We start from the raw sequence: 22,322 nt of genomic DNA, 5'->3' as shown, positions 1-22,322 counted from the left end.
CCATCGGATCAGCGAATGGATAGGCAGACACCATGCAAGGCTTCGACCTCGAACAGTTGCGCACCCTGGTGGCGGTGGCCGACGCCGGCAGCCTCACGGCCGCGGCGCCGCGCGTGTACCTGTCGCAGTCCTCGGTGAGCGAGCAGATCCGCAAGCTCGAGGAGCGCGCCGGCCAGTCGCTGCTGACCCGCAGCAAGGCCGGCGTGGTGCCCACCGAGGCGGGCACGCGGTTGCTGGGCCATGCGCGGCGCCTCCTCGCGCTGAGCGACGAGGCCTTTCGCGACCTGCGCGGCGAAACCCTGCAGGGCGAGCTGCGGCTGGCCGTGACCGACTACTTTCGCCCCGGCGACCTCACCCGTCTGCTGGGCCGGCTCGGCGAGCGCTATCCGCAGGTGCGGCTGCACGTGACCATCCTGAAGAGCGACGCGCTGCGCGCTGCCTATGCGCACGGCGACTTCGACGTGGGGCTGGCGATGAACATCGCGGGCGCCAATGCAGCAGCGGCCGGCAGTGGTGCGGTGCTGCGGCGCGAATCGCTGGCGTGGCTCGGTGCGGCCGGCCTGCGCGTGGTGCGCGGCGAGCCGGTGCGGCTGCTGGCGCTGCCCGACACCTGCTCGTTGCACCAGTTCACCGTGGCCCTGCTGCGCCGTCGTCGCGTGCCCTACGTGCTGGCGCACGTGGCGTCAGGCGTGGCGGGTCTTCAGTCGGCTCTGGCGGCAGGCCTAGGCGTGGCTTGCCTCAACGAATCGGCGATCGGTGATGGCATCGCGCGGCTGGCCACGCCACATGGGCTTCCGGCGCTGCCTCGCGTGGCGTTCCAGTGGCTGCCCGCGCGGCGGGGCGAAACCGCGTTCGTGACGCGGGCGCGGGAGATGCTGTCGTCGCAGCTGGCCTGAAGAGCTTCAGGCCAAGCGCGCTCAGACCAGCGGCCAGGGCCGCTGCACTTCCCGTATCTGCTCGAACGCGCGCGCCACGCGCAGCACGCCGAGATCATCGAAGCGCTGTCCCGCAATTTGCAGCCCGATCGGCAGACCACCCGCCGAGTACCCGCAGTTCACCGACGCGGCCGGCTGCTCCGACATGTTGAACGGCACGGTGAAGCCGATGTGCTCCAGCGGCCGCAGCGGGTCGTTGGTGGGCGAGGGCGCCTCGGCTGCCGCGGGCATGTTGGGCGACACCGGCGAGATCACGTAGTCGAAGCGGGCGCAGGCGTTCACCGTGGTGACGCGCGTCGCATGGAACTGGCTGAAGCTGCGGAACACATGCTCGCCGCTGAACTCGGCAGCGCTCTCGGCCCATTCGCGGATGTAGGGCAGCACCTTGGCGCGCTGGTCGGGGCGCAGGGCCTTCATGTCCACGAGCGAGCGCATGCGCCACAGGTGGTCCATGCCGTCGAGCAGGGCCTGCGACATGAAGGGCTGCATCGGCTCGACCGTGGCGCCGGCCTTTTCGAACAGGCGCGCGGCCAGCTCGACCGCGGCCTGGATCTCGGGTTCGACCGCGAGGCCGCAGCCGGCGTCGAGCAGCAGCCCGATGCGCAGGCCGCGCAGGTGGTCGGGCGCGACGTCGAACGCGGCCCAGTCGATGTCCTGCGCGGGCAGGCTCATGCTGTCGCGCGCATCGGGCCGGGCCAGCGCCTGCATCATGAGCGCGGCGTCGCCGACGGTGCGCGTCATGGGGCCGGCAGCGCGGCCCATGTAGGGCGGATCGATCGGGATGCGCCCCAGGCTGGGCTTGAGCGTGAAGATGCCGCACCAGCTGGCGGGCAGCCGCAGCGAGCCGCCGATGTCGGTGCCCAGGTGCAGCGGGCCGTAGCCCGCGGCCGCGGCGGCACCGGCGCCGGCGCTGGAACCGCCCGGCGTGCGGCTCAGGTCCCAGGGGTTGCGCGCGAGCGTGTGAAAGCTCGACAGCCCCGACGACAACATGCCGTAGTCGGGCATGGTGGTCTTGCTGACGATGACGGCGCCGGCTTCCTTCAGGCGCGCGGCCGGCGGGGCGTCGGCGGCGGCGGGCATGAGGTCGACGGCGGCCGTGCCCGCGGGCAGCGGGTCGCCGCGCGTGGCGATGTTTTCCTTGATGGTGGTCGGCACGCCGTCGAGCGGACCGCGCGCATCGCCGCGCTGCCAGCGCTGCTCCGAGGCACGCGCCTGCTCCAGCGCAGCCTCGGGCCGGAACAGCCACGTGGCCTGCAGCCGGGGCTCGCAGTGCTCGATGCGCGCGATGACGGCGCGCGTCACCTCGACCGGCGACAAGCGCTTCTCGCGGTAGGCCGCGGACAGCTCCTGCGCCGACAGGTCGCTCAACGAAGGCAGGGAGGGGTCAGACACTGCGGGGCTCATCCCCACGACAGCGCGGACAGGTCGTTCACGAAGATCGGGTTCTCTTTCCAGAGGCCCTTGACGTTCTTCTTGGCCACGGTCGGGAACTGCGGCTGGTAGAGGAAGCCGTTGGCCGCGTCGGTGGCCAGCAGCTTCTGCGCCTCGCCCAGCAGCTTGTTGCGCTCGGCCGCGTTGCCGGTGGACTTGATCTTGTCGAACAGCGTGTCGAAGGCCTTCGACTGGTAGCCCCAGTAGTAGTCGGGCTTGGCGTAGTTGCCGAGATCGAAGGGCTCGACGTGCGAAATGATCGACAGGTCGTAGTCCTTGTTGCCGTAGGTGCCGCTGAGCCACTGTGCCCACTCGACGTTCTGGATCTTCACGTTGATGCCGATCTTGGCGAGCTGCGCCACGATGACTTCGCCGCCCTGGCGCGCATACGGCGGCGGGGGCAGGGTCATGCGCAGTTCGAGCGGGGTCTTCACGCCGGCCTCGGCGAGCAGCTTCTTGGCCTTCTCGATGTCGAAAGGGTTGATGCCCGTGGTGTCGACATAGCCCGCGGCGCCCGGCACGTAATGGCTGCCGATCGGCACGCCCAGGCCGTCGGCCGCGCCCTCGATGAAGGCCTTGCGGTCGATGGCCGCGAGGATGGCGCGGCGCACGCGCACGTCGTCGAGCGGCTTCTTCTTGTTGTTGATCGAGAGGATGGTCTTGGCGCGCGAACCGGCCAGGATGGTCTGGAACTGCGGGTTGTTGCGGAACTGCGGCACGGCGCGCGTGCCGATGCGCGTGAACACGTCGACGTCGCCCGAGAGCACGGCGGCGGCCTGCGCGGCGGTGTCCGAGATGAAGCGGAAGGTGACCTTGTTGATCTTCGCGAGGGCGGGGGCGCGAAAGCCCTCCCACTTGCTCAGCGTGATCGACGAGCCCTTGGCCCAGCTGTCCAGCTTGTAGGGGCCGGTGCCGATCGGCTTGGTGGCGTTGCCGTCGACGCTCTTGGGCTCGACGATGGCGGCCGTGGCCTGACCGAGCACGAAGGGCAGGTCGGGGTCGATCTCCTTGTTGATGACCACGACCGTGTGCTCGTCGACCACCTGCGTGGCGAGGTTGGCGAAGGTGCGCTTGTCCTTGTTGGTGCTCTTCTCGCCGCCGGCGCGGTCGAACGCGAACTTGACGGTGGACGCGTTGAACGGCTCGCCGTTCTGGAACTTCACGCCCTTGCGCAGCTTGAAGGTGTAGGTCTTCAGGTCGGGCGAGATTTCCCAGCTCTCGGCCAGGAGCGGCGTGACGCTGCCGTCGACGTTGATCTTGGTCAGCGTTTCCAGGATGTTGTATTGCACGACCTCGGCAATGGCGGCGGCGGCGCCGGTGGTCGGATCCAGGCCCGGCGGCTCCAGGGCCATGCCGATCACGATGGCGTCCTTGCGGCCCTGCGCCATGCCGGCCAGCGGAGTGGCCAGGGCGACAGTGGCGCCGGCGGTGGTAAGGAGGGTGCGACGGTTCAACATACGGGGTGATCTCCGGAAAACGGTCAGTGTCGAATGACTGCTTCGGCGCGCACCGTGCCCCAGGGGGAAGCGCAGCGCCACGAAAGAAAGACACACAGCACGAAAGATGCCACGTGCAGCGAATCATTCTCTCGCAGCAGGCCCTCCGGTGCGCGCCGGCGCGGGCGGTATTTCCTCGGGACGTTCCCGGATGGGCGAGCGATCTTGCGCGAAGCCAACGCGTGGCGCCACCAGATGCTCATGACCGATGTGTCCGAGGGGCAAGGCCCCCCGTGTTCAGGCTGCGCGCAGCGTGCCGCCGGGCGGCGTGTGCAGCACCGCCGACAGCAAGGTGCGGGTGTACGGATGCTGTGCATGGTGGAATAGATCGGCCGGCGGTCCCTGCTCCACGATCTGGCCCTTGAACACCACGCACACGTCGTCGCACAGGTGGTTGACCACCGCGAGGTCGTGGCTGATGAGCAGGTAGCTGATGCCGAACTGCTGCTGCAGGTCCTGCATGAGGTTGAGCACCTGGGCCTGCACGGACACGTCGAGCGCGCTCACGGGCTCGTCGGCGACGATGAGCTTGGGGCGCGTGATGAGGGCACGTGCGATCGCGATGCGCTGGCGCTGGCCGCCCGAGAATTCGTGCGGGTACTTGTCGAGGTCGGTGGTGCGCAGGCCGACGGCCGCGAGCGCTTCGGCGGCGCGTTCGCGCTGCTCGGCGCGTCGCGTTTCGGCCAGTGCTTCGAGCGGTTCGGCGACGATGCGTGCGACGGTCTGGCGCGGATCGAGCGAGCCGTACGGGTCTTGAAAGACCATCTGGAAGTCGCGCCGCGCGGTGCGCAGGTCGGTCTTCGAGAGCGTGTGCAGGTTGCGGCCTTCGAGCGCGACGCTGCCCGAGGTCGGCGTGTCCAGCGCCATCACGAGGCGCGCGATGGTCGACTTGCCCGAGCCCGATTCACCGACGATGCCCAGGCTCTTGCCGGCCTGCACGGCGAAGCTCACGCCGTTGAGCGCCTTCACGGTGGGTGGCGGGCCGAAGAGCTTTTCGCGCGGCAATGCGTAGTGCCGCACGAGGTCGGTCACCTGCAGCAGCGGGGTCGATGAATTCATGGCGCGATGGCCTGCTCGGCCGCAATTTCTTCGAGACGGATGCAGCGCACCGCGTGGTCCGGTGGCAGCACCGTGGCGGACGGCCGCGTGGCGTGGCAGGCATCCACCGTGTACGCGCAGCGGCCCGCGAACGGGCAGCCCGGCGGCAGGTCGACCAGCTCGGGCACGCTGCCGCGGATGGTGGCCAGGCGCAGGCCGCGCGGTGCGCCGATGGCGGGGCGCGCGGCGAACAGGCCTTGCGTGTAGGGGTGGGCGCGCTTGGCGAACACGGCGTCGGTCGGGCCGCTCTCGACCACGCTGCCGCCGTACATCACGAGCATCTTCGAGACCGTTTGCGAGATCACGCCGAGGTCGTGCGAAATCAAGATCAGCGCCATGCCGCGCTCGGCCACGAGGCCCTGGATGAGCTCGAGGATCTGCTTCTGGATCGTCACGTCGAGCGCGGTGGTGGGCTCATCGGCAATCAGCAGGTCGGGCCCGCAGGCCAGTGCCATCGCGATGCCGATGCGCTGGCGTTGCCCGCCGGAGAACTGGTGCGGGTAGGCATCGAGGCGCGAGGCGGCATCGGGAATGCCGACACGGTCGAGCAGCGCGAGCACTTCCTTGCGCGCCTCGGCCTTCGACAGGCCGCGGTGCAGCCGCAGCGGCTCGCCGACCTGGCGCACGATGGTATGCACCGGGTTCAGCGCCGTCATCGGCTCTTGAAAGATCATGCCGATGCGGTTGCCGCGGATCTGGCACATGTCTTTCTCGTCGCGCCCGACCAGCTCGGTGCCGTCGAAGCGGATGCTGCCCGTGACCTTCGCGGTGGCGGGCAGCAAGCCCATGAGCGACATCACGGTGATCGACTTGCCGCAGCCGGATTCACCGACGATGCCCAGCGTTTCGCCGCGCTCCAGCGAGAAGGAAATGCCGCGCACGGCTTCAGCCGGCCCGCGCTGCGTCTGCAGGCCGATGTGGAGGTCGTTGACTTCGAGAAGCGCCATGACGTGCTTGCTTATCTCGCGCGCGCCAGGCGCGGATCGAGCAGGTCGCGCAGGCCGTCGCCCATCAGGTTCAGGCCGAGCACCGCGAGGGCGATGGCCATGCCCGGGAACACCGCCAGCAGCGGCTGCTGGAACATGAGGGTCTGGGCTTCGCTGAGCATGCGGCCCCACGAGGGCTGCGGCGGCTGTGTGCCGAGGCCGAGGTAGGAGAGGGCGGCTTCGGCCAGGATGGCGATGGCGAAACGGATCGTGATCTGCACGATCAGCACGGCCGAGATGTTGGGCAGCACGTGCTGCATCGTGATCGCGAACGATCCCTTGCCGCAGGCGCGTGCGGCGGCGACGTACTCGCGCGACCAGATCGCGTTGGCCGAAGCGCGCGTGATGCGCGCGAAGGTCGGGATGTTGTAGATGCCGATCGCGACGATGGCGTTCACGATGCCTGCGCCGAACACGGCGGTCATCATGATCGCCGAGAGGATCGCGGGGAAGGCGAGCGTGAAGTCCGACAGGCGCATCACCGCTTCTTCGACCCAACCGCGTCTCGCAGCAGCCAACAGGCCCAGCGCGGTGCCGACGACGAGGCCGATGCCCACGGCGATCACGCCCACGAGGATGGATGCACGCGCGCCCACCAGCAGCAGCGAGGCCACGTCGCGACCGAACGCATCGGTGCCGAGCCAGTGCGTGGCCGAGGGGCCCTGCATCTTGTTCGGCATGTCCATCGTGTAGGGCGACCAGGGCGTCCAGACCAGGGAGAGCACGGCAGCGATCAACAGCAGCAGGCTCAGCACGCCGCCGATCACGAAGCTGCGGTGGTGCAGGGCACGGCGCCAGAAGCCCGGCACCTTGAGCGCGACAGCGCTGGGAACGGTGGTGGCGCTCATACGTCGCTCGCCTTGATGCGCGGGTCGATGACGGCGTAGAGCACGTCGACCACGAAGTTCACGATGACGACCATCGCCGCGAGCAGCATCACGCAGTTGCGCACCACGATCAGGTCGCGGTTGCTGATGGCCTGGAAGATCAAGCGGCCCAGGCCCGGCAGGTAGAACACGTTCTCCACCACGATGGTGCCGGCCAGCAGCTCGGAGAACTGCATGCCCATGACGGTGATGACGGGGATCATCGCGTTGCGCAGCACGTGGGTCCACAGCACCATGCGCTGCGACACGCCTTTGGCGCGTGCCGTGCGAACGAAGTCTTCGCGCATCACCTCGAGCACGGCGGAGCGTGTGATGCGCGCGAGGATCGCAGCCTGCACCACGGCGAGCGACAAGGCTGGCAGCAGCAGCGATTTCAGTCCCGCGAAGATGCCTTCGCCCCAGCCCTCGAAGCCGCCGGCGGAGAACCACTGCAGCTGCACCGAGAACACGAGGATCAGCAGGATCGCGAACCAGAAGTTGGGAATGGCGATACCGACCTGGGCCATGCCCATGAGGCCGACGTCGCCGAGCTTGTTGTGGCGCGCGGCGGCGGTGACGCCGACCAGCAGAGCGATCACGACGGTCAGGCTCATCGCCATCACGGCCAGTGGCACCGTGAGGGCCAGACGTTCGAGGATCAGGTCGATGACGGGCGAGCTGTAGGCGTAGCTGTCGCCGAGGTTGCCGGTGAGCAGGCCGCCGATCCAGTGCCAGTAGCGCGTCCACGCGGGCTGGTCGAGGCCGAGCTTGGTGGCCAGGGCCGCGACGGCATCGGGCGAGGCGTCGGGGCCCATGAGCATCTGCGCGGCATTGCCGGGCAGGATCTCGAGGACGAGGAAAACGATGACCGAGGCGCCGATCAGGGTGCCGATCAGCGTGGCGATGCGCTTGAATAGAAACAGACTCATGGGGCGGGCCGCAGCATAACTGACTGGTGCAACAACCGTGCCTCGACTGTGAACTTTGTCGCTCCTCGTCGGACCGCCCTGACGCCGGCGGGGGCTCCGCAAGGTCTGCGGCGGGGCATGCGCCCGCTCCGCCGATAATCGGGGGATGGCCCTCATGATCACCGACGAATGCATCAACTGCGATGTCTGCGAGCCCGAGTGCCCGAACGATGCGATCTACATGGGCGCCGAGTTCTACGAGATCGATCCGCACAAGTGCACCGAGTGCGTCGGTCACTTCGATGAGCCGCAGTGCGTGCAGATCTGCCCGGTGGCCTGCATCCCGGTGAACCCGGACCATGTGGAGACCCGCGAGACGCTGCTGCAGAAGTACGTGCGTCTCACGGCAGACAAGGCGGCACCGCCTGCGTCGGATGCCGCCTCGCCGTCGTCAGCCGGCGCCGTCTGAGCCGGGCTACTCCTTCTTTTTCTTCTTCTTCTTGCTGGTTTCCTTCGGGGCCGTGTCGCCGGTCGACGGGCTGTTGAAGCGCGCGCTCGTCGGGCGGGGGGCGGCCGTGTGCTTGCGCTGGCGGGCCTGGGCGGCCTTTTCGGCGGGCGTGAGCGGTTGCGCGTTCGTGGTGAAGCGCCCCGCATCGAAGGTCGTGGCACTGCCCTGGCTGAGCGCCTCCCGCTCCAGCGACTGGCGGCTGCGCGCCAGCCGGTCGGCGCTGCGTTCGTTGCGGCGCGCGGCGTCTTCCGCCGCCTTGCGGTCCGCCTCGTTGCGCCGGTCGTCCACCTTCACGGTCCGCCCACCTTCGCACGGCTGGTCGGAATAGGTGTTGCCGCATCGCCAGGTCTGGGCTGAAGCGCCCATGGCGGCTGCGGACAGCGCGATCGCAAAAACAGCCATCACCCGGTTGGTTGCCGTCTTGGTTGCGGCTTCTTCCGTCTTCTTGTTCTTCGTCGTTCTTCTTCTCATTTTTAGTTCTCTCCCTCCCTGCACTCCCGTGGCCGGCTAGGTGGCGGCAGGCGTCGTGCCTCCGTCGCCGGGCTCCCGCCTCGGCGGCTTGGGCCGCGGCGGTTTGCTCGTGTGAATCATCAGCGTGGCCTTTTCCATCTCGCCGGCCACCAGGGCGGGGGCGGCATGCAAGGTGCGCACGATGGCGTCTTCAATCGCTTCACGTTGTTCCTTGAGCGGCTTCTTGAGCACCCAATTGACGACCTCCGACTTCACGCCGGGATGGCCGATGCCCAGCCGCAGGCGCCAGTAGTCGCCGGTGCCGAGCTGCGCGTGGATGTCGCGCAGGCCGTTGTGGCCCGCATGGCTGCCGCCGAACTTGAGCTTGGCCTGGCCGGGCACCACGTCGAGCTCGTCGTGCACCACGAGGATTTCTTCGGGGGCGATCTTGAAGAAGCGCGCCAGCGCGGCCACCGACTTGCCCGACAGGTTCATGAAGGTCTGCGGCTCCAGCAGCCAGATGCTCTGGCCGCCGATGTTCGCGCGCGCTGCGAGGCCGTGGTAGCCCCGCTCGGGCACGAGGTTGAGCTTCCAGTCGCGCGCGAGGGCGTCGATCCACCAGAAGCCGGCGTTGTGGCGCGTGGCTTCGTACTCAGGGCCCGGGTTTCCGAGGCCGACAAACAGCTTGATCATGGCGGGAATTATCTCGCCGCCCCACAAAGCAAAAGGCCCGCACGAGGCGGGCCTTCTGTTCGCGGACGGAAAGAAAGAGGATTACTTCTTCTTGGCCGTCTTGGCGGCGGGCTTGCCAGCGGCAGCAGCAGCGCCTTCGGCAGCAGCGCCTTCGGCGGCGGGAGCCGGCTCTTCCGACACCAGCGGCGGCACGGCCGACACGATGACGGGGTTGGTCTTGCCGTGGCTCACGAACTTCACGCCCTTGGGCAGCTTGATGTCGTTGACGTGCAGCGTGGCGTTCTTCTTCAGACCCGACAGATCGATCTCGAGGAATTCAGGCAGATCGCTCGGCAGGCAGTTGATTTCCAGTTCGGTCATCACGTGGTTCACGAGGTTGTGATCCAGCTTGACGGCGTCGGACTCTTCTTCACCCTTGAAGTGAAGCGGCACCTTCATGTTCATGCGGGTCTTGGCATCGACGCGTTGGAAGTCGATGTGTTGCACCAGCTGGCGGAACGGGTGGTATTGCACGTCGCGCAGCAGCACCTTGGTGACGGCGCCGGCGAATTCCATTTCGAGGATCGACGAGTGGAAGGCTTCCTTTTTCAGGGCGTGCCACAGCGCGTTGTGATCGATTTCGATCAGTTGCGGCTGGGTGTCACCACCGTAGACGATGCCCGGGGTCTTGCCCGTGATGCGGAGACGGCGGCTCGCACCCGTGCCCTGCTTTGCGCGCTCATAAGCGACGAATTTCATAACTAGCTCCTGTGAGAGTCCACCGCGACCAGTGCGACTCCGATTCAAAAAGGCCTCCGAAGGAGGCCCGCTTTTTCGCTCTCAGGTCAGAACAGGTTGTCCTGGTCCGAGAACAAACTCATCACCGACTCGCCCTTGGCAATGCGCTGGATCGTTTCGGCGATCAGCGGTGCCACGGAGAGCTGGCGGATCTTTCCGCACGCGACGGCCGCGTCGGAAAGAGGGATGGTGTTGGTGACGACCACTTCGTCCAGGGCGGTGCCCTTGGACAGGCGTTCGATGGCCGGGCCCGAGAAGATCGGGTGCGTGCAGTAGGCGTACACGCTCTTGGCGCCGCGCTCCTTCAGCACTTCGGCCGCTTTGACCAGCGTGCCGGCCGTGTCGATCATGTCGTCCATGATCACGCAGTTGCGGCCGTCGATCTCGCCGATCACGTTCATGACTTCGCTGACATTGGCCTTCGGGCGGCGCTTGTCGATGATGGCGAGGTCGCAGTTCAGTTGCTTGGCCAGCGCACGGGCACGGACCACGCCGCCGACGTCGGGCGAGACCACGATGAGGTCTTCGTAGTTCTTCTGGCGCAGGTCGCCCAGCAGCACGGGCGAGGCGTAGATGTTGTCGACCGGAATGTCGAAGAAGCCCTGGATCTGGTCGGCGTGCAAGTCCATGGTGAGCACGCGCTCGACGCCCACGGTTTCCAGCAGGTTGGCCACCACCTTGGCCGAGATCGGCACGCGGCTCGAACGCGGGCGGCGGTCCTGGCGGGCGTAGCCGAAGTAGGGAATCACGGCGCTGATCCGCTCGGCCGAAGCGCGCTTGAGCGCGTCGACCATGATCAGCAGTTCCATCAGGTTTTCGTTGGTCGGCGCGCAGGTCGACTGCACCACGAACACGTCGCGGGCACGAACGTTCTGGTTGATCTCGACGGTGACTTCACCGTCGGAGAAGCGACCGACGCGTGCGGCGCCCAGCGAGGTGCCGAGGTTGTGCGCGATTTCTGCAGCAAGGCCGGGATTGGCGTTGCCGGTGAAAACCAAGAAATCAGGGTGATTGGCCTGCATGAGCGCGTCCGGGCAGTGCAAATGGGCTTGCGGGAAAGCCGCCAAGGTTTCGAGTCGTGGCGGCCTGTGTGGGCTGCCGATTATTGCAGCCGGTGGACTGCAAAAGAAGCACTGCGGCCATCAGGCCGCAGTTTGAGAGATTTGGCAGGGGAGAAAGGATTCGAACCTTTGCATGCTGGAATCAAAATCCAGTGCCTTAACCAGCTTGGCGACTCCCCTACACAGGTTGATGGTTTGCACCACCCACCGATATATGTCGCATCGAACCGCAGAGCGTTCCGATTATCTCTTCAGGCTGCCCATCCCCAGAGTGGATGAACCGCCAGATTGTCGCATTGTCGAACCTGCCATCCCCGAGGGGCTTCAAGCAGTTCCGCTTCCTGCGGCGATTGCGGCATCTTTGCGAACACCGAACTTCCGGAGCCGGTCATCCGGGCTTTCAATCCTTGCAGTCCGAGCCATTCGATGGCGTCGGTGACTGCGGGGCAAAGCCGTTGGGCAACCGGCTGCAGGTCGTTGTGACCGAAGTCGTAAACCCCGTTGCCGAGGTTTGTGGCTTCTAGCTGTTCGCTATCTGCAGCAAAGCCTGAGATTATAGCAACAGGAGTTGCCCGTTCCAGATCATCCGCAGAAAAAATTAATCGGGTATCCAGTCCCTCGGGGGGCTTGGCCACCACGAAGCGTGCCGGTGGCAAGTTTACCGGTGTGATTTCTTCGCCGATGCCCTCGACCCAGGCGTTGCGCCCGCCGAGGAAAAAAGGGACGTCCGCACCGAGCTTCAACCCGATCTGCGCCAGGCGCGACAGCGGCAGGTTCAGCTTCCAGAGGCGGTTGAGCGCGAGCAAGCAGGTGGCCGCGTCCGATGAGCCACCCCCCATGCCCGCCTGCGCCGGCACATGCTTGGCGATGCCGATGTGCGCGCCCTGGCCTGGCGCGGCGTGCGCCTGCAGCGCGCGGGCGGCCCGCAGTACTAAGTCGTCGGCCGGCAGCGGCGTGGTGAGATCTTCACGGCTCAGTTGGCCGTCATGGCGCAGCTCGACATGCAGCGTGTCGCACCAGTCGATCAGCATGAAGACCGACTGCAGCAGGTGGTAGCCGTCGTCGCGCCGCCCGGTGATGTGCAGGAACAGATTCAGCTTGGCCGGCGCAGGCAGGTCGTAGATCGCCTTCATGAGCGTTCGAAGACGATGCGCAGGTCGGCTCGGGGCGCGGGGGATTCGCGCGTGGCCTGCAGGCGGCCGTTCGACAGCTGGCCCAGATCGGCGCGCCAGCCGGGCACGGGGTCGGCGCGGCCGTCGAGCCAGCCGAACAGCGCGCCGACCGGAATGGCGGCGCCCGTGGCGGCTTCGATCAGCGCATCGACGGAGTCGTAGCGGCGGGTGTCGCTGCCGTTCTTCAGCAGGGCTTCACCCGGCGCCCAGTGCAGTTGCGCGAGCGTGCTGCCGATGGGCGTGGTCAGTGTCAGGTCGCCGGTTTCGGCCGAGCCGCGCAGCTCGAACAGGGCGGCAAAGGTCTGGACGGGTTCGCTGTCGATGCGCAGCGACATGCGGCCGCTCCAACTGGCCGAACGCCCGGGAGCGGCAGCGGGGCCGCCCGAGAGCTGGGCGCAGCCCGTCAGCCACAGCAGCAATGCACCGCCGCCCGCGCCGAGCGCCGCGCGGCGGGTGAGGGCGTTGTCGTCCCCCGTGGGAGTCGTGTGCGTGATCGATGCCATTCAGGGTTTGACGCGCAGGCGCTTGAGGGTTTCCTGCAGCGTCTCGTTTTCGGCGTCCGTGAGCAGCGACTCTTTCCAGATCGCGACAGCGCGGTCCTTCTGACCAGCCGACCACAGCACTTCACCGAAATGCGCGCCGATCTCGGGGTCGGGCCGCGTCTTGTAGGCCGCCTCGAGGATGCGGATCGCCTCCGCCGTGTTGCCGAGCCGGAACTCGACCCAGCCCAGGCTGTCGGCAATGAACGGGTCTTCGGGCGCGAGCTGCACGGCCTTCTGGATGAGCGTGCGGGCCTCGTCGAGCCGGATCTTGCGCTCGGCAAACGAGTAGCCCAGCGCGTTGTAGGCGTTCTGGCTCTCGGGCTTGAGCGCCATCAGGCGGCGCAGCAGCCGCTCCATGTCGTCCAGGCGGTTGAGCTTCTCGGCCATCATGGCCTGGTCGTAGACGAGGTCGCCATCGTCCGGCGCAGCCGCCGAGGCTTGGGCCAGCAGGTCGTAAGCGGCCTGGTATTGCTTGGCTTCGCGCAGCAACTGGGCTTCGGCGAGCAGTTTCTGCTTGCGCTCGTCCGCCGTGCGCTCGGGCAGTGCGCGCAGCAGCTCGCGGGCCTGGGGCAGCTTGCCTTGCTTCGCGAGCAGGCTGGCGCGGCGGCCCTGGATGGCGCTCTGGTTGTCGGAGCTGTCGATGCGCGAGACCCAGCGGTCGGCCGCCTGGAAATCCTTGCGTCGTTCGGCCAGCTGCGACAGCACGAGATACGCCTGCGTCAGCCCGCGCTTGCGGTCGGCGACGTCACCGGCGTCCTGGCTTTGGCCCGGGGCGGTCATCAGGTCGACGTAGCGCTTGAGCGAGCTTTCGGCCGCCGCTTCCTGGCGGGCCTGCATCTGCAGGCTGCCGAGCAGCAGCCAGGGCTCTGCCAGTTCGGGGCGTGCCGCCGTCAGGGTCTGGAGCTGTGCGGTGGCGTCGCTGAAGCGGCGGTTCTCGACCAGCGTGCGCGCATAGGCGATGCGCAGGTCGGGCGAGGCCTTGGGGTTGTTGGCGAGGTAGCGCGTGACGATCGGCTCGGCCAGCGGCTGGCCCGGGTCGATGAGGTCGAGCGCCAGCGCCGAGGGCGCCTCGGACGCCGGATCGATCGCCTGCCCCTTGCGCGCGGCGTCCAGCGCCCCCGAGGGGTCGCCAGCGTTCAGGCGCAGTCGGCCCACGGTGGCCCAGGCCAGTCCACCGGTGGTCGGGCTCTTGAGTTCGTCGACCAGCGCCTGCTCGACCACCGAGGCGGCGAGTTTCTTGTCGGCGGCGCGGCCGTAGGTGCGCGCGATCACCGCCATCAGCAGGGGGCGCTCGATCTGCGAGGTGGCCGCGACTTCGGCGCGCAGCGGATCGACGGTTTCGCTGATGCGGTTCAGCGCGATCAGGATCTGCAGCTCGATGCGCCGGGCATCGCGCGAATTGGGCAGCGCTTCCTGCCAGGCGCGCGCCGCGGAGATGGCCGCGTCGCCGGAGCGCGACTGCAGCGCAATCTCGACCGCGCGCTGGAACAGCTTGCCGTCGCGCAGGCGCCGAGCGGCGTCGAGCACCAGCGAATAGCCGGAGCCGGGGTCGCCGGAGCGGGCGGTGATCTCGCCCATGAGGATTTCGTAGAACAGGTCGGCCGTCAGCGCCGACGGCTGTGCGGCCTCGGCGGCCGGCTTGGCGGCCGTGGTGGCCCGGGGTCGCACCGGCGGCTTCGGCGGCGCTGTGCGCTCGATGGCGGGAGCGGGGTTGCCGGCGGCGGTGGGTTCAAGAGACTGGGCCTGCGTTGCATAGGCAAGCAGCACGAGAGACGCGGCCGCCGCAAGGCGGTGACGGCGGGGCGATGGGTTCATCTGACCATAATAATCCAGCCATTTGAACGAGCGCCGCATGGGGCTTCGTCGCTGCCGGAGTTTTACTTTTCATGCCTGAACTACCCGAAGTCGAAGTCACCCGGCGCGGCTTTGCCGACCGCATCGCCGGCGCGCGCATCGAGTCCGTGCGCATCGGCAAGCCGCTGCGCTGGGCGCTGATGGTGCTGCCGCATGCGCTGGTCGGGCGCCGCGTGCGCGAGGTGCGTCGCCGCGGCAAGTACCTGCTGATCGACCTGGACCGCGGGCTGCTGCTGCTGCACCTGGGCATGTCGGGCAGCCTGCGTTTCGACATCCACCTGCCGGAGCCCGGCGTGCACGACCACTTCGACCTCGTCACCGAACTCGGGACCCTGCGGCTGAACGACCCGCGCCGCTTCGGCGCCGTGGTCTATGTGGACGACGAAGAGGCGCCCTGGGCCCTCAAGCTGCTCGGCGGACTGGGCATGGAGCCGCTGGGCGATGCCTTCGACCTCGACGCCTTCCACGCGGGGCTGAAGAAACGCCGCACGGCTATCAAGCAGGTGCTGCTTGCGGGCGACGTGGTGGTGGGCGTCGGCAACATCTACGCGTCGGAGGCGCTGTTCATGGCGGGCATCCGCCCGACCTTGTCGGCAGCGCGCATCAGCCGGCCGCGCGCGGCGAAGCTGCATGCGGCGGTGCGCGAAATCCTGGCGCGGGCGGTGGAGAAGGGCGGCAGCACCCTGCGTGACTTCTCGAACGTGGACGGGCAGAGCGGCTACTTCCAGCTCGAAGCGACCGTCTACGGCCGCGCGGGCGAGCCGTGCCGGGTGTGCGGTACGCCGATCCGGCAAATGAAACAGGGGCAGCGCTCCACTTATTACTGCCCCCATTGCCAGAAATCGTAGGGAAGGCTGGCTCCGCGGCGTTGCTTCGGGGCAAACTCTTATAGGTACCCCGCTCGCCATTCGGCGATGTTATATTTGTAAATTCTTACTTACATCTTCCCCTTGAGCCGCTCTTTCAACCAACAGCTCGATCAGCACGGCGCCTGGCGGAGCAACTTCGCCCGCCGCCTTCAGTGGCTGTCCCGTTGGCTGACCGACAACGAGCTGCTCGACCAGGCCGTGGCCGAACGGCTGCGCGCACTCGAAGACCAGATCCGCACCAGCAAGGTCATGGTGGCCTTCGTGGCCGAGTTCTCGCGCGGCAAGTCGGAGCTGATCAACGCGATCTTCTTCGCCGGCTACGGGCGGCGGATCATGCCGGCCAGCGCCGGGCGCACCACGATGTGCCCGACCGAGCTGGGCTACGACGCCGCACTGGCGCCGAAGCTGCGCCTGCTGCCCATCGAAACCCGCCTGGAGCCGCATTCGCTCACCCACTGGCGCGAGCGGCCCACGCGCTGGACCGAGCTGCCCATCGAGGTGGGCGACGCCGAGCAACTGGCCCAGGCCATGGGCAAGGTGGCCGAAGTCCGCTGGGTGAGCAAGGACGAAGCCCGCGCGCTGGGATTCTGGAACCCCGAGACGCCCGACGACAACCCCGTGCAGGACGCCGAAGGCCGCGTCGAAATTCCGCGCTGGCGCCATGCGGTGCTGAACATGCCGCACCCGCTGCTGGAGCAGGGGCTGGTGATCCTCGACACGCCCGGCCTGAACGCGATCGGCGCCGAGCCCGAACTCACCGTGAGCCTGATCCCGCAGGCGCATGCCGTTGTCTTCATCCTGGGCGCCGAAACCGGCGTGACCCGCTCCGACCTGTCGATCTGGCGCGAGCACCTGATCACCGGCGACGAGAGCCACGACACGCGCTTCGTGGTGCTCAACAAGATCGACACGCTGTGGGACACGCTGAGCACCCCGACGCAGATCGCGCAGCAGATCGAGCGCCAGCGCGAAGGCGCGGCCCGGCTGCTCGAAGTGCCGCTGGCGCAGGTGCTGCCGGTGTCGGCGCAGAAGGGCCTGCAAGCCAAGATCGCTCACGACGCGGCCCTGCTCGACGCCAGCCGGCTGCCGGCGCTCGAAGCGCTGCTCGGCGAAGGCGTGCTCGGCAAGCGAGAAACCATGCTGCGGCTTGCGGTCGACGCCGGCATGACGGCGCTGCGCACCGAGGCCGAGCGCCTGCTGAAAGTGCGCCAGCGTGACCTGTCGGAGCAGGCGCTGGAACTGCAGGGCCTGCGCGGCAAGAACGTGTCGGTCATCCGCCACATGCGCGCACGCATCGACCAGGAACACGCCGAATTCGAAGGCAGCAACACCCGCATCCTGGCGCTGCGCTCGGTGCAGGGCAAGCTGCTGCGCGAGGTGTACGCGGTGCTCGGACGCACGGCGCTCAAGGCCGACATGGTCAAGCTGGCCGCGGCGCTCAAGCGCCCCGGCGTCAAGTTCAACGTGCGCAAGGTGTACGGCGAAACCTTCGATGCGCTGCGCAACAACCTGCGTGAAGTGCAGGCGACGACGGCCGAGATCCAGTCGATGCTGCACGCCACCTTCCGCCAGCTCAACGCCGAGCAGGGCTTCACGCTGCAGGCGCCGGCCGAGCCCGACCTGAGCGGCTTCGAGCAGGAGCTGGGCCAGATCGAGCGCAGCCACATCCACTACCTGGGCGTGGGCAACCTGATCAAGCTTGCGCAGGCCGACTTCTGCGACAAGCTGGTGCGTGCACTGGCCAGCCGGCTGCGGCTCGTCAACGAAGCCGCCATGACCGAGGTCGAGCGCTGGAGCAAGGGCGCGAGCGCGCAGATCGATGCGCAGCTCAAGGAGCGCCGCCGCAATTTCAGCAAGCGCATCGAAGCGATCGAACGCATCCAGAACGCCGCGGGCAGCCTCGATGACCGGCTGTCCGAGATCGCCGCGCAAGAGAGCCACCTGGCTGCGCTGCAGGAGCGCCTGCACGAGTTCACCTCGCTGATCGCGCAGCACGGCAGCCAGCCGCCTGCCGCGGCCGCCGCCATCGCGGACGAGCAACTGCGTGCGGCCTGAGCGCGCCGCCGCGCGGGCGGCCGTCTCCCCACCTCCGCCGCTGCCCCCCGATTTCGCCGCACAGATCGTGCGCTGGCAGCGCAGCCACGGGCGCAGCGAACTGCCGTGGCAGAACACGCGCGATCCGTACCGGGTCTGGCTGTCGGAGGTGATGCTCCAGCAGACCCAGGTCACGACTGTGCTCGGTTACTTCGCGCGCTTTCTCGAGCGCTTCCCGGATGTGGCGGCGCTGGCTGCCGGCACCGAGGACGAGGTGTTCGGCCTGTGGAGCGGGCTGGGCTACTACAGCCGCGCGCGCAACATGCACCGCTGCGCGCAGGAGGTGGTTGCGCGCTTCGGCGGTGCCTTTCCGCACACCGCTGTTGAACTCGTGACCCTGCCCGGCATCGGGCGTTCCACCGCTGCGGCGATTGCGGCCTTCTGTTTCGGCGAGCGCGTGGCCATCCTCGACGGCAATGTGAAGCGCGTGCTGACGCGCGTGCTCGGCTTCGACGGCGACATGTCGTCGTCGGCGCAGGAGCGTGCGCTGTGGGACCTCGCCACGCAGCTGCTGCCGCCAGAAGGCCAGCGCGAGGCGGTGGCGCACTACACGCAGGGCCTGATGGACCTCGGCGCCACGGTCTGCCTGCCGCGCAAGCCCAGCTGCATGATCTGCCCGGTGAATGCCAGCTGCGTGGGCTCGCGCCAGGGCGCACCCGAGCGCTATCCCGTGAAGACGCGCAAGCTCAAGCGCAGCGCCCAGTCGCTGTGGGTGCTGCTGGCGCGCGATGCCCAAGGGCGCGTGTGGCTGGAGAAGCGACCGGCCAAGGGCATCTGGGCGGGGCTGCATTGCCTGCCGGTGTTCGACAGCCACGAGGCGCTGCTCGCGGCCTTGCCGTCGGGCGCAGCGCATGACACGCAAGACCTGCCGCCCTTCGTGCACGTGCTGACCCACAAGGACCTGCACCTGCATCCCGTGCTGCTCCAAGACGTCCAGCCGCAAGGCGAGGGCGCGCGCTGGGTCGAGGCGCAGGAGTGGAGCCGGTTGGGGCTGCCCGCTCCGATGCGCAAGCTGCTGGAAGCCGCCGAGGCCTGAACGGCCTTCGCCGTCGTCAGGCGTCGAGTTCGCGGTGGCGCTTGAGTGCGCCCCAGCGGGCACCGAAAGCGCGCGCCAGCTGCTCGACCAGGAACACCGACCGGTGCTGCCCGCCGGTGCAGCCGATGGCCACCGTCACGTAGCTGCGGTGGTCGCGCGCCAGTGCATCGAGCCAGTGCGTCAGGAACTGTTCGATGTCGTCGAACATGCGCGCCACGTCGTCGTGCTCGCGCAGCCACTCGATCACCGGTTCGTCGCGGCCCGTCAGTGCGCGCAGTGCCGGCACGTAGTGCGGGTTGGGCAGCATGCGCACGTCGAACACGTAGTCGGCGTCCAGCGGCACGCCGCGCTTGAAGGCGAACGACTCGAACACCAGCGTCAGCGCGTTCTGCGGCGCCGAGATCAGCCCCTTGATGTAGCTCTGGAGCTGCGCGGGGCGGATGAGACTGGTGTCGATCACGTCGGCGCCGTCGCGCAGGTCGGCCAGCAGTTCGCGTTCGAGTTCGATGGCCTGCACCAGCACGCGGTGCTGTTCGGGCACGTCGGTGCGGCTTTCCTGGCGCGAGAGCGGGTGGCGCCGGCGCGTTTCCGAATAGCGACGCAGCAGCGCATCGGTGGTCGCGTCGAGGAACAGCGAGCGCAGCGAGACGCCGTCGGCGCGCAGTGCTTCGAGTTGCTGCGGCACGATCGGCAGCGACACGCCGCTGCGCACGTCCATCGCAATTGCCACGCGCGTGGCTTGCTGCTCGTGTTGCAGCGCGATGAAAGCGGTGAGCAGCTCGGGCGGCAGGTTGTCGACGCAGTAGTAGCCGGCGTCTTCCAGCGCGTGCAGCGCCACCGACTTGCCGGAGCCCGACATGCCGGTGATGAGGACGAGGTCGAGATTCATGGCCGTCATGGGGCGGTCGCCGGCGTCTTGTGGCCGAGCATTTCGCGCGCATGGGCCAGCGAGGTGGCCGATACCTTTTCGCCGCCCAGCATGCGGGCGATTTCGCGTGCCCGGTCGTCGGCCGCGAGGCGCGACACGCCGCTTTCGGTGCGCGGGCCTTCCGTGCCGGCGGTTGTCGTCTGGCGCTTGGCGACCACGAGGTGATGGTCGGCGCAGGCTGCTACTTGCGGAAGATGGGTCACGGCGAGCACCTGGCGGTCGCGGCCGAGTTGCTTCATGAGGCGGCCCACGGTCTCGGCGACGGCACCGCCGACGCCTGCATCGACCTCGTCGAAGATCAGCGTCTGCGCGGCGCCCAGTTCGCTGGTCGTCACGGCGATGGCCAGTGCGATGCGCGAGAGCTCACCGCCCGAGGCCACCTTGCCGATGGCACGCGGCGTGCTGCCGGCGTGGCCGGCCACCAGGAACGAGATTTCTTCGAGGCCGGCACGGCCGGGCTGTACCAGCGGCTGCAGTTCGACGTCGAAGCGCCCGCCCTGCATGCCCAGCCCCTGCATCGCCTGCGTGACGGCTTGGGCCAGGCGCGGCGCAGCCTGCTTGCGGATCTTGCCGAGGGCCTTGGCTTCCTTCATGTAGGCCTGCTGGGTGTTCTGCTCGGCGCGTTCCAGGCCTTCGAGGTCGCTTTGCGCGTCGAGCGCCTGCAGCTCGGCCTGCCAGCCGGCCAGCAGCACGGGCAGTTCGGCCGGCGTGCGCTTGTAGCGGCGCGCGAGCGACATCCACAGGCCCATGCGCTCGTCGAGTTCGGCGAGGGTTTTGGGGTCGGTGTCGGCGTCGCGCAGGTAGCCGTGCAGCGAATGGGCCGCGTCCGAGGCCTGCGCCACGCAGGAAGCCAACACCTCGCCCAGCGTGCGGAATTCGGGCTCGATGTGCTCGCAGTTCTGCAGCAGCGTCGCGGCGCGCGTGAGCGCGGCAAGGGCGCCGTTGTCGTCGTCTTCGAGCGCCTGGCTCGCGCCCTGGGCCGCGTCGATGAGCGCCTGCGCGTTCGAGATGCGCGAATGATGGGCCGAGAGTTCGTCCCACTCGTCGGCACCCGGCGCGAGCTTGGCGACTTCTGAAATCTGCCACTGCAGCCGCTCGCGCTCGCGTTGCAGCGAGTCTTGCGCCGAGCGTGCGTGCTCAAGCGCCGAGAGCGCCTGCCGCCAGCTGTGCCAGGCGGCGTCGAGCGCGTCGGTGCGCGCGCCCGCGTAGGCGTCGAGCAGGCCGCGCACGGCCTCGGGTCGGGTCAGGCTCTGCCAGGCGTGCTGGCCGTGGATGTCGAGCAGGCGGTCGCCCAGTTCGCGCAGTTGCGTGGCGGTGGCGGGGCTGCCGTTGATCCAGCCGCGGCTGCGTCCCTGCAGGTCGACCGTGCGGCGCAGCAGCAGGCCGTCGCCGACCTCGAAGCCGCCTTCGTCGAGCCAGCCGGCCAGGGCCGGGTCGGCGTCGAACTCGGCGCTCACATCGAGCCGCTCGGCGCCTTCGCGCACGGCACCGGCGTCGGCGCGGTTGCCCAGCGCCAGCTGCAGCGCGTCGATCAGGATGGACTTGCCGGCGCCGGTTTCCCCGGTCAGCACCGTGAAGCCGGCCGACAGATCGAGTTCAAGGGACCGCACGATCACGAAGTCGCGCAGTGCGATGCGTCGCAAAGCCATCTCAGTTTGTCCTCAAGCGGGAGGCGTGGTCCTTCATTCAGGAGCCCCCTTCGTTCCAATGGAGTTTCTTGCGCAGCGTGTCGAAGTAGCTCCAGCCGCGCGGGTGCAGGAAGCGCACCCGGAAATCGGAGCGGCGCACCACCACGCGGTCGCCGATGGCGAGCGAGGCGAGCGACTGCATGTCGAAATTGGCGCTGGCGTCGCGCCCGCTCACCAGCTCGATCACGATCTCGTCGGCGTCGGGCAGCAGCACGGGGCGGTTCGACAGCGTGTGCGGCGCGATCGGCACCATCACCCAGCCCGGCACCGCCGGATGCAGCAGCGGCCCGCCGGCCGACAGCGCATAGGCCGTCGAACCCGTGGGCGACGCGATGATCAACCCGTCGGCGCGCTGGTTGGCCACGAAATGGCGGCCCACCGACACGCGCATCTCGACCATGCCCGAGGTGGCGCCGCGGTTGACTACCACGTCGTTCATCGCGAGCGCGTCGAACACCACGGCCTCGTCGCGGATCACCTGCGCGTGCATCAGGCTGCGGTGGTCTTCTTCGTATTCGCCGGCCAGCATCGGGATCAGCGTGGCCTGGTAGTTGTCCAGCGGAATGTCGGTGATGAAGCCGAGCCGGCCGCGGTTGATGCCGATCAGCGGGATGCCGTAGCACGCGAGCTGCCGGCCAATGCCGAGCATGGTGCCGTCACCGCCGACCACGAGGCCGAGGTCGCAGCGCTGGCCGATTTCTTCGACCGACAGCGCCTGGTAGCGCGGGTGCGGCGGGGCATCGGTGTCCTCGCAGGACGAACGCTCCACGAACACCGTGCAACCCTGCGATTCGAGGAAGGCGCCAATGCCCTCCATCACGCCGTCGCGCGCATCGGCTTGCGCCCGGGCGCCGGAAGCCTGGTATTTGCCGATCAGGGCGACGTGACGAAAGCGAGAGGTCATAGCTAACAAATTACAACACTAAAATC

Annotated in this window: 21 protein-coding genes and 1 tRNA gene; 5 read left to right on the top strand and 17 right to left on the bottom strand. The window is 68.1% G+C overall.

Annotation, left to right across the window (positions count from 1 at the left end; all coding sequences use genetic code 11):
- Positions 1-32: 32 nt before the first annotated feature.
- Entirely contained in the window at positions 33-896 is an 864-nt protein-coding gene (locus tag CLU95_RS09845) for a LysR family transcriptional regulator (RefSeq protein WP_099792639.1), read from the top strand.
- A 21-nt stretch (positions 897-917) separates the two neighbouring features.
- Here the strand turns inward: CLU95_RS09845 and CLU95_RS09840 are convergent, their stop codons facing one another.
- The 6 genes from CLU95_RS09840 to CLU95_RS09815 form a co-directional block, all read right to left on the bottom strand.
- Complete coding sequence (locus tag CLU95_RS09840; RefSeq protein WP_099792637.1) at positions 918-2,339, bottom strand: amidase; 1,422 nt, start codon at positions 2,337-2,339, stop codon at positions 918-920.
- Positions 2,336-3,823 carry an ABC transporter substrate-binding protein gene (locus CLU95_RS09835; protein ID WP_099792635.1) on the bottom strand — a complete coding sequence of 496 codons (1,488 nt, stop codon included), beginning with the start codon at positions 3,821-3,823 and terminating at the stop codon, positions 2,336-2,338. Before CLU95_RS09835 ends, CLU95_RS09840 begins: the two co-directional genes overlap by 4 nt.
- Before the next feature lie 276 nt (positions 3,824-4,099).
- On the bottom strand, positions 4,100-4,921 hold the full coding sequence (locus CLU95_RS09830) for an ATP-binding cassette domain-containing protein (protein ID WP_099792633.1): 822 nt from the start codon (positions 4,919-4,921) through the stop codon (positions 4,100-4,102).
- Positions 4,918-5,907 carry an ABC transporter ATP-binding protein gene (locus CLU95_RS09825; protein WP_099792631.1) on the bottom strand — a complete coding sequence of 330 codons (990 nt, stop codon included), beginning with the start codon at positions 5,905-5,907 and terminating at the stop codon, positions 4,918-4,920. The genes CLU95_RS09830 and CLU95_RS09825 overlap by 4 nt, the downstream gene beginning before the upstream one ends.
- 11 nt (positions 5,908-5,918) lie before the next feature.
- A complete protein-coding gene (locus CLU95_RS09820; protein WP_099792629.1) occupies positions 5,919-6,794 on the bottom strand; it encodes an ABC transporter permease in 876 nt (291 codons plus the stop codon).
- Complete coding sequence (locus tag CLU95_RS09815; RefSeq protein ID WP_099792627.1) at positions 6,791-7,741, bottom strand: ABC transporter permease; 951 nt, start codon at positions 7,739-7,741, stop codon at positions 6,791-6,793. Before CLU95_RS09815 ends, CLU95_RS09820 begins: the two co-directional genes overlap by 4 nt.
- 145 nt (positions 7,742-7,886) lie before the next feature.
- On the opposite strand from CLU95_RS09815, the gene CLU95_RS09810 reads away from it, so the two are divergent.
- On the top strand, positions 7,887-8,189 hold the full coding sequence (locus CLU95_RS09810) for a YfhL family 4Fe-4S dicluster ferredoxin (protein WP_099792625.1): 303 nt from the start codon (positions 7,887-7,889) through the stop codon (positions 8,187-8,189).
- 6 nt (positions 8,190-8,195) lie between these two features.
- Here the strand turns inward: CLU95_RS09810 and CLU95_RS09805 are convergent, their stop codons facing one another.
- The 8 genes from CLU95_RS09805 to CLU95_RS09770 form a co-directional block, all read right to left on the bottom strand.
- Positions 8,196-8,630: a hypothetical protein gene (locus tag CLU95_RS09805; RefSeq protein ID WP_099792623.1), complete on the bottom strand. Its 435-nt coding sequence runs from the start codon at positions 8,628-8,630 to the stop codon at positions 8,196-8,198.
- A 105-nt stretch (positions 8,631-8,735) separates the two neighbouring features.
- Positions 8,736-9,371 (bottom strand): aminoacyl-tRNA hydrolase, encoded by a 636-nt coding sequence (gene pth / locus CLU95_RS09800; protein WP_056573407.1) that lies wholly within the window; start codon positions 9,369-9,371, stop codon positions 8,736-8,738.
- Between the two features lie 81 nt (positions 9,372-9,452).
- Positions 9,453-10,109, bottom strand: a complete 657-nt coding sequence (locus CLU95_RS09795; RefSeq protein ID WP_099792621.1) for a 50S ribosomal protein L25/general stress protein Ctc — start codon at positions 10,107-10,109, stop codon at positions 9,453-9,455.
- An 86-nt stretch (positions 10,110-10,195) separates the two neighbouring features.
- Positions 10,196-11,170, bottom strand: a complete 975-nt coding sequence (locus tag CLU95_RS09790; RefSeq protein WP_062476346.1) for a ribose-phosphate pyrophosphokinase — start codon at positions 11,168-11,170, stop codon at positions 10,196-10,198.
- A gap of 142 nt (positions 11,171-11,312) precedes the next feature.
- Positions 11,313-11,389: transfer RNA gene (locus CLU95_RS09785), tRNA-Gln, on the bottom strand.
- 71 nt (positions 11,390-11,460) lie between these two features.
- Positions 11,461-12,342: a 4-(cytidine 5'-diphospho)-2-C-methyl-D-erythritol kinase gene (ispE, locus tag CLU95_RS09780; protein WP_099792619.1), complete on the bottom strand. Its 882-nt coding sequence runs from the start codon at positions 12,340-12,342 to the stop codon at positions 11,461-11,463.
- A complete protein-coding gene (locus CLU95_RS09775) occupies positions 12,339-12,884 on the bottom strand; it encodes a lipoprotein insertase outer membrane protein LolB (RefSeq protein WP_099792618.1) in 546 nt (181 codons plus the stop codon). The genes ispE and CLU95_RS09775 overlap by 4 nt, the downstream gene beginning before the upstream one ends.
- Positions 12,885-14,738, bottom strand: coding sequence for a tetratricopeptide repeat protein (locus CLU95_RS09770; RefSeq protein WP_099797196.1), 1,854 nt, complete (start codon positions 14,736-14,738; stop codon positions 12,885-12,887).
- A 71-nt stretch (positions 14,739-14,809) separates the two neighbouring features.
- Between CLU95_RS09770 and mutM the strand changes: the two genes are divergently transcribed.
- From mutM to mutY, 3 genes are all read left to right on the top strand, one after another.
- Positions 14,810-15,625: a bifunctional DNA-formamidopyrimidine glycosylase/DNA-(apurinic or apyrimidinic site) lyase gene (gene mutM, locus CLU95_RS09765; RefSeq protein WP_099792616.1), complete on the top strand. Its 816-nt coding sequence runs from the start codon at positions 14,810-14,812 to the stop codon at positions 15,623-15,625.
- A 102-nt stretch (positions 15,626-15,727) separates the two neighbouring features.
- Complete coding sequence (locus CLU95_RS09760; RefSeq protein WP_099792614.1) at positions 15,728-17,701, top strand: dynamin family protein; 1,974 nt, start codon at positions 15,728-15,730, stop codon at positions 17,699-17,701.
- 40 nt (positions 17,702-17,741) lie between these two features.
- Positions 17,742-18,776 (top strand): A/G-specific adenine glycosylase, encoded by a 1,035-nt coding sequence (mutY, locus tag CLU95_RS09755; protein ID WP_099797195.1) that lies wholly within the window; start codon positions 17,742-17,744, stop codon positions 18,774-18,776.
- A gap of 16 nt (positions 18,777-18,792) precedes the next feature.
- Here mutY and rapZ read toward each other — a convergent pair whose 3' ends face one another.
- From rapZ to CLU95_RS09740, 3 genes are read right to left on the bottom strand one after another with little or no spacing between them, the layout of a single operon-like run.
- Entirely contained in the window at positions 18,793-19,665 is an 873-nt protein-coding gene (gene rapZ / locus CLU95_RS09750) for an RNase adapter RapZ (protein WP_062476353.1), read from the bottom strand.
- Between the two features lie 5 nt (positions 19,666-19,670).
- Positions 19,671-21,353, bottom strand: coding sequence for a DNA repair protein RecN (gene recN / locus CLU95_RS09745; protein WP_099792612.1), 1,683 nt, complete (start codon positions 21,351-21,353; stop codon positions 19,671-19,673).
- Between the two features lie 37 nt (positions 21,354-21,390).
- Positions 21,391-22,296, bottom strand: coding sequence for an NAD kinase (locus CLU95_RS09740; RefSeq protein WP_056573377.1), 906 nt, complete (start codon positions 22,294-22,296; stop codon positions 21,391-21,393).
- Between the last annotated feature and the right edge of the window lie 26 nt (positions 22,297-22,322).

The organism is Variovorax sp. 54 (assembly GCF_002754375.1).
GTDB lineage: Bacteria > Pseudomonadota > Gammaproteobacteria > Burkholderiales > Burkholderiaceae_C > Variovorax.
Note: the sequence above shows the minus strand (reverse complement) of the source record. Positions and strands in the feature narration are given on the sequence as shown.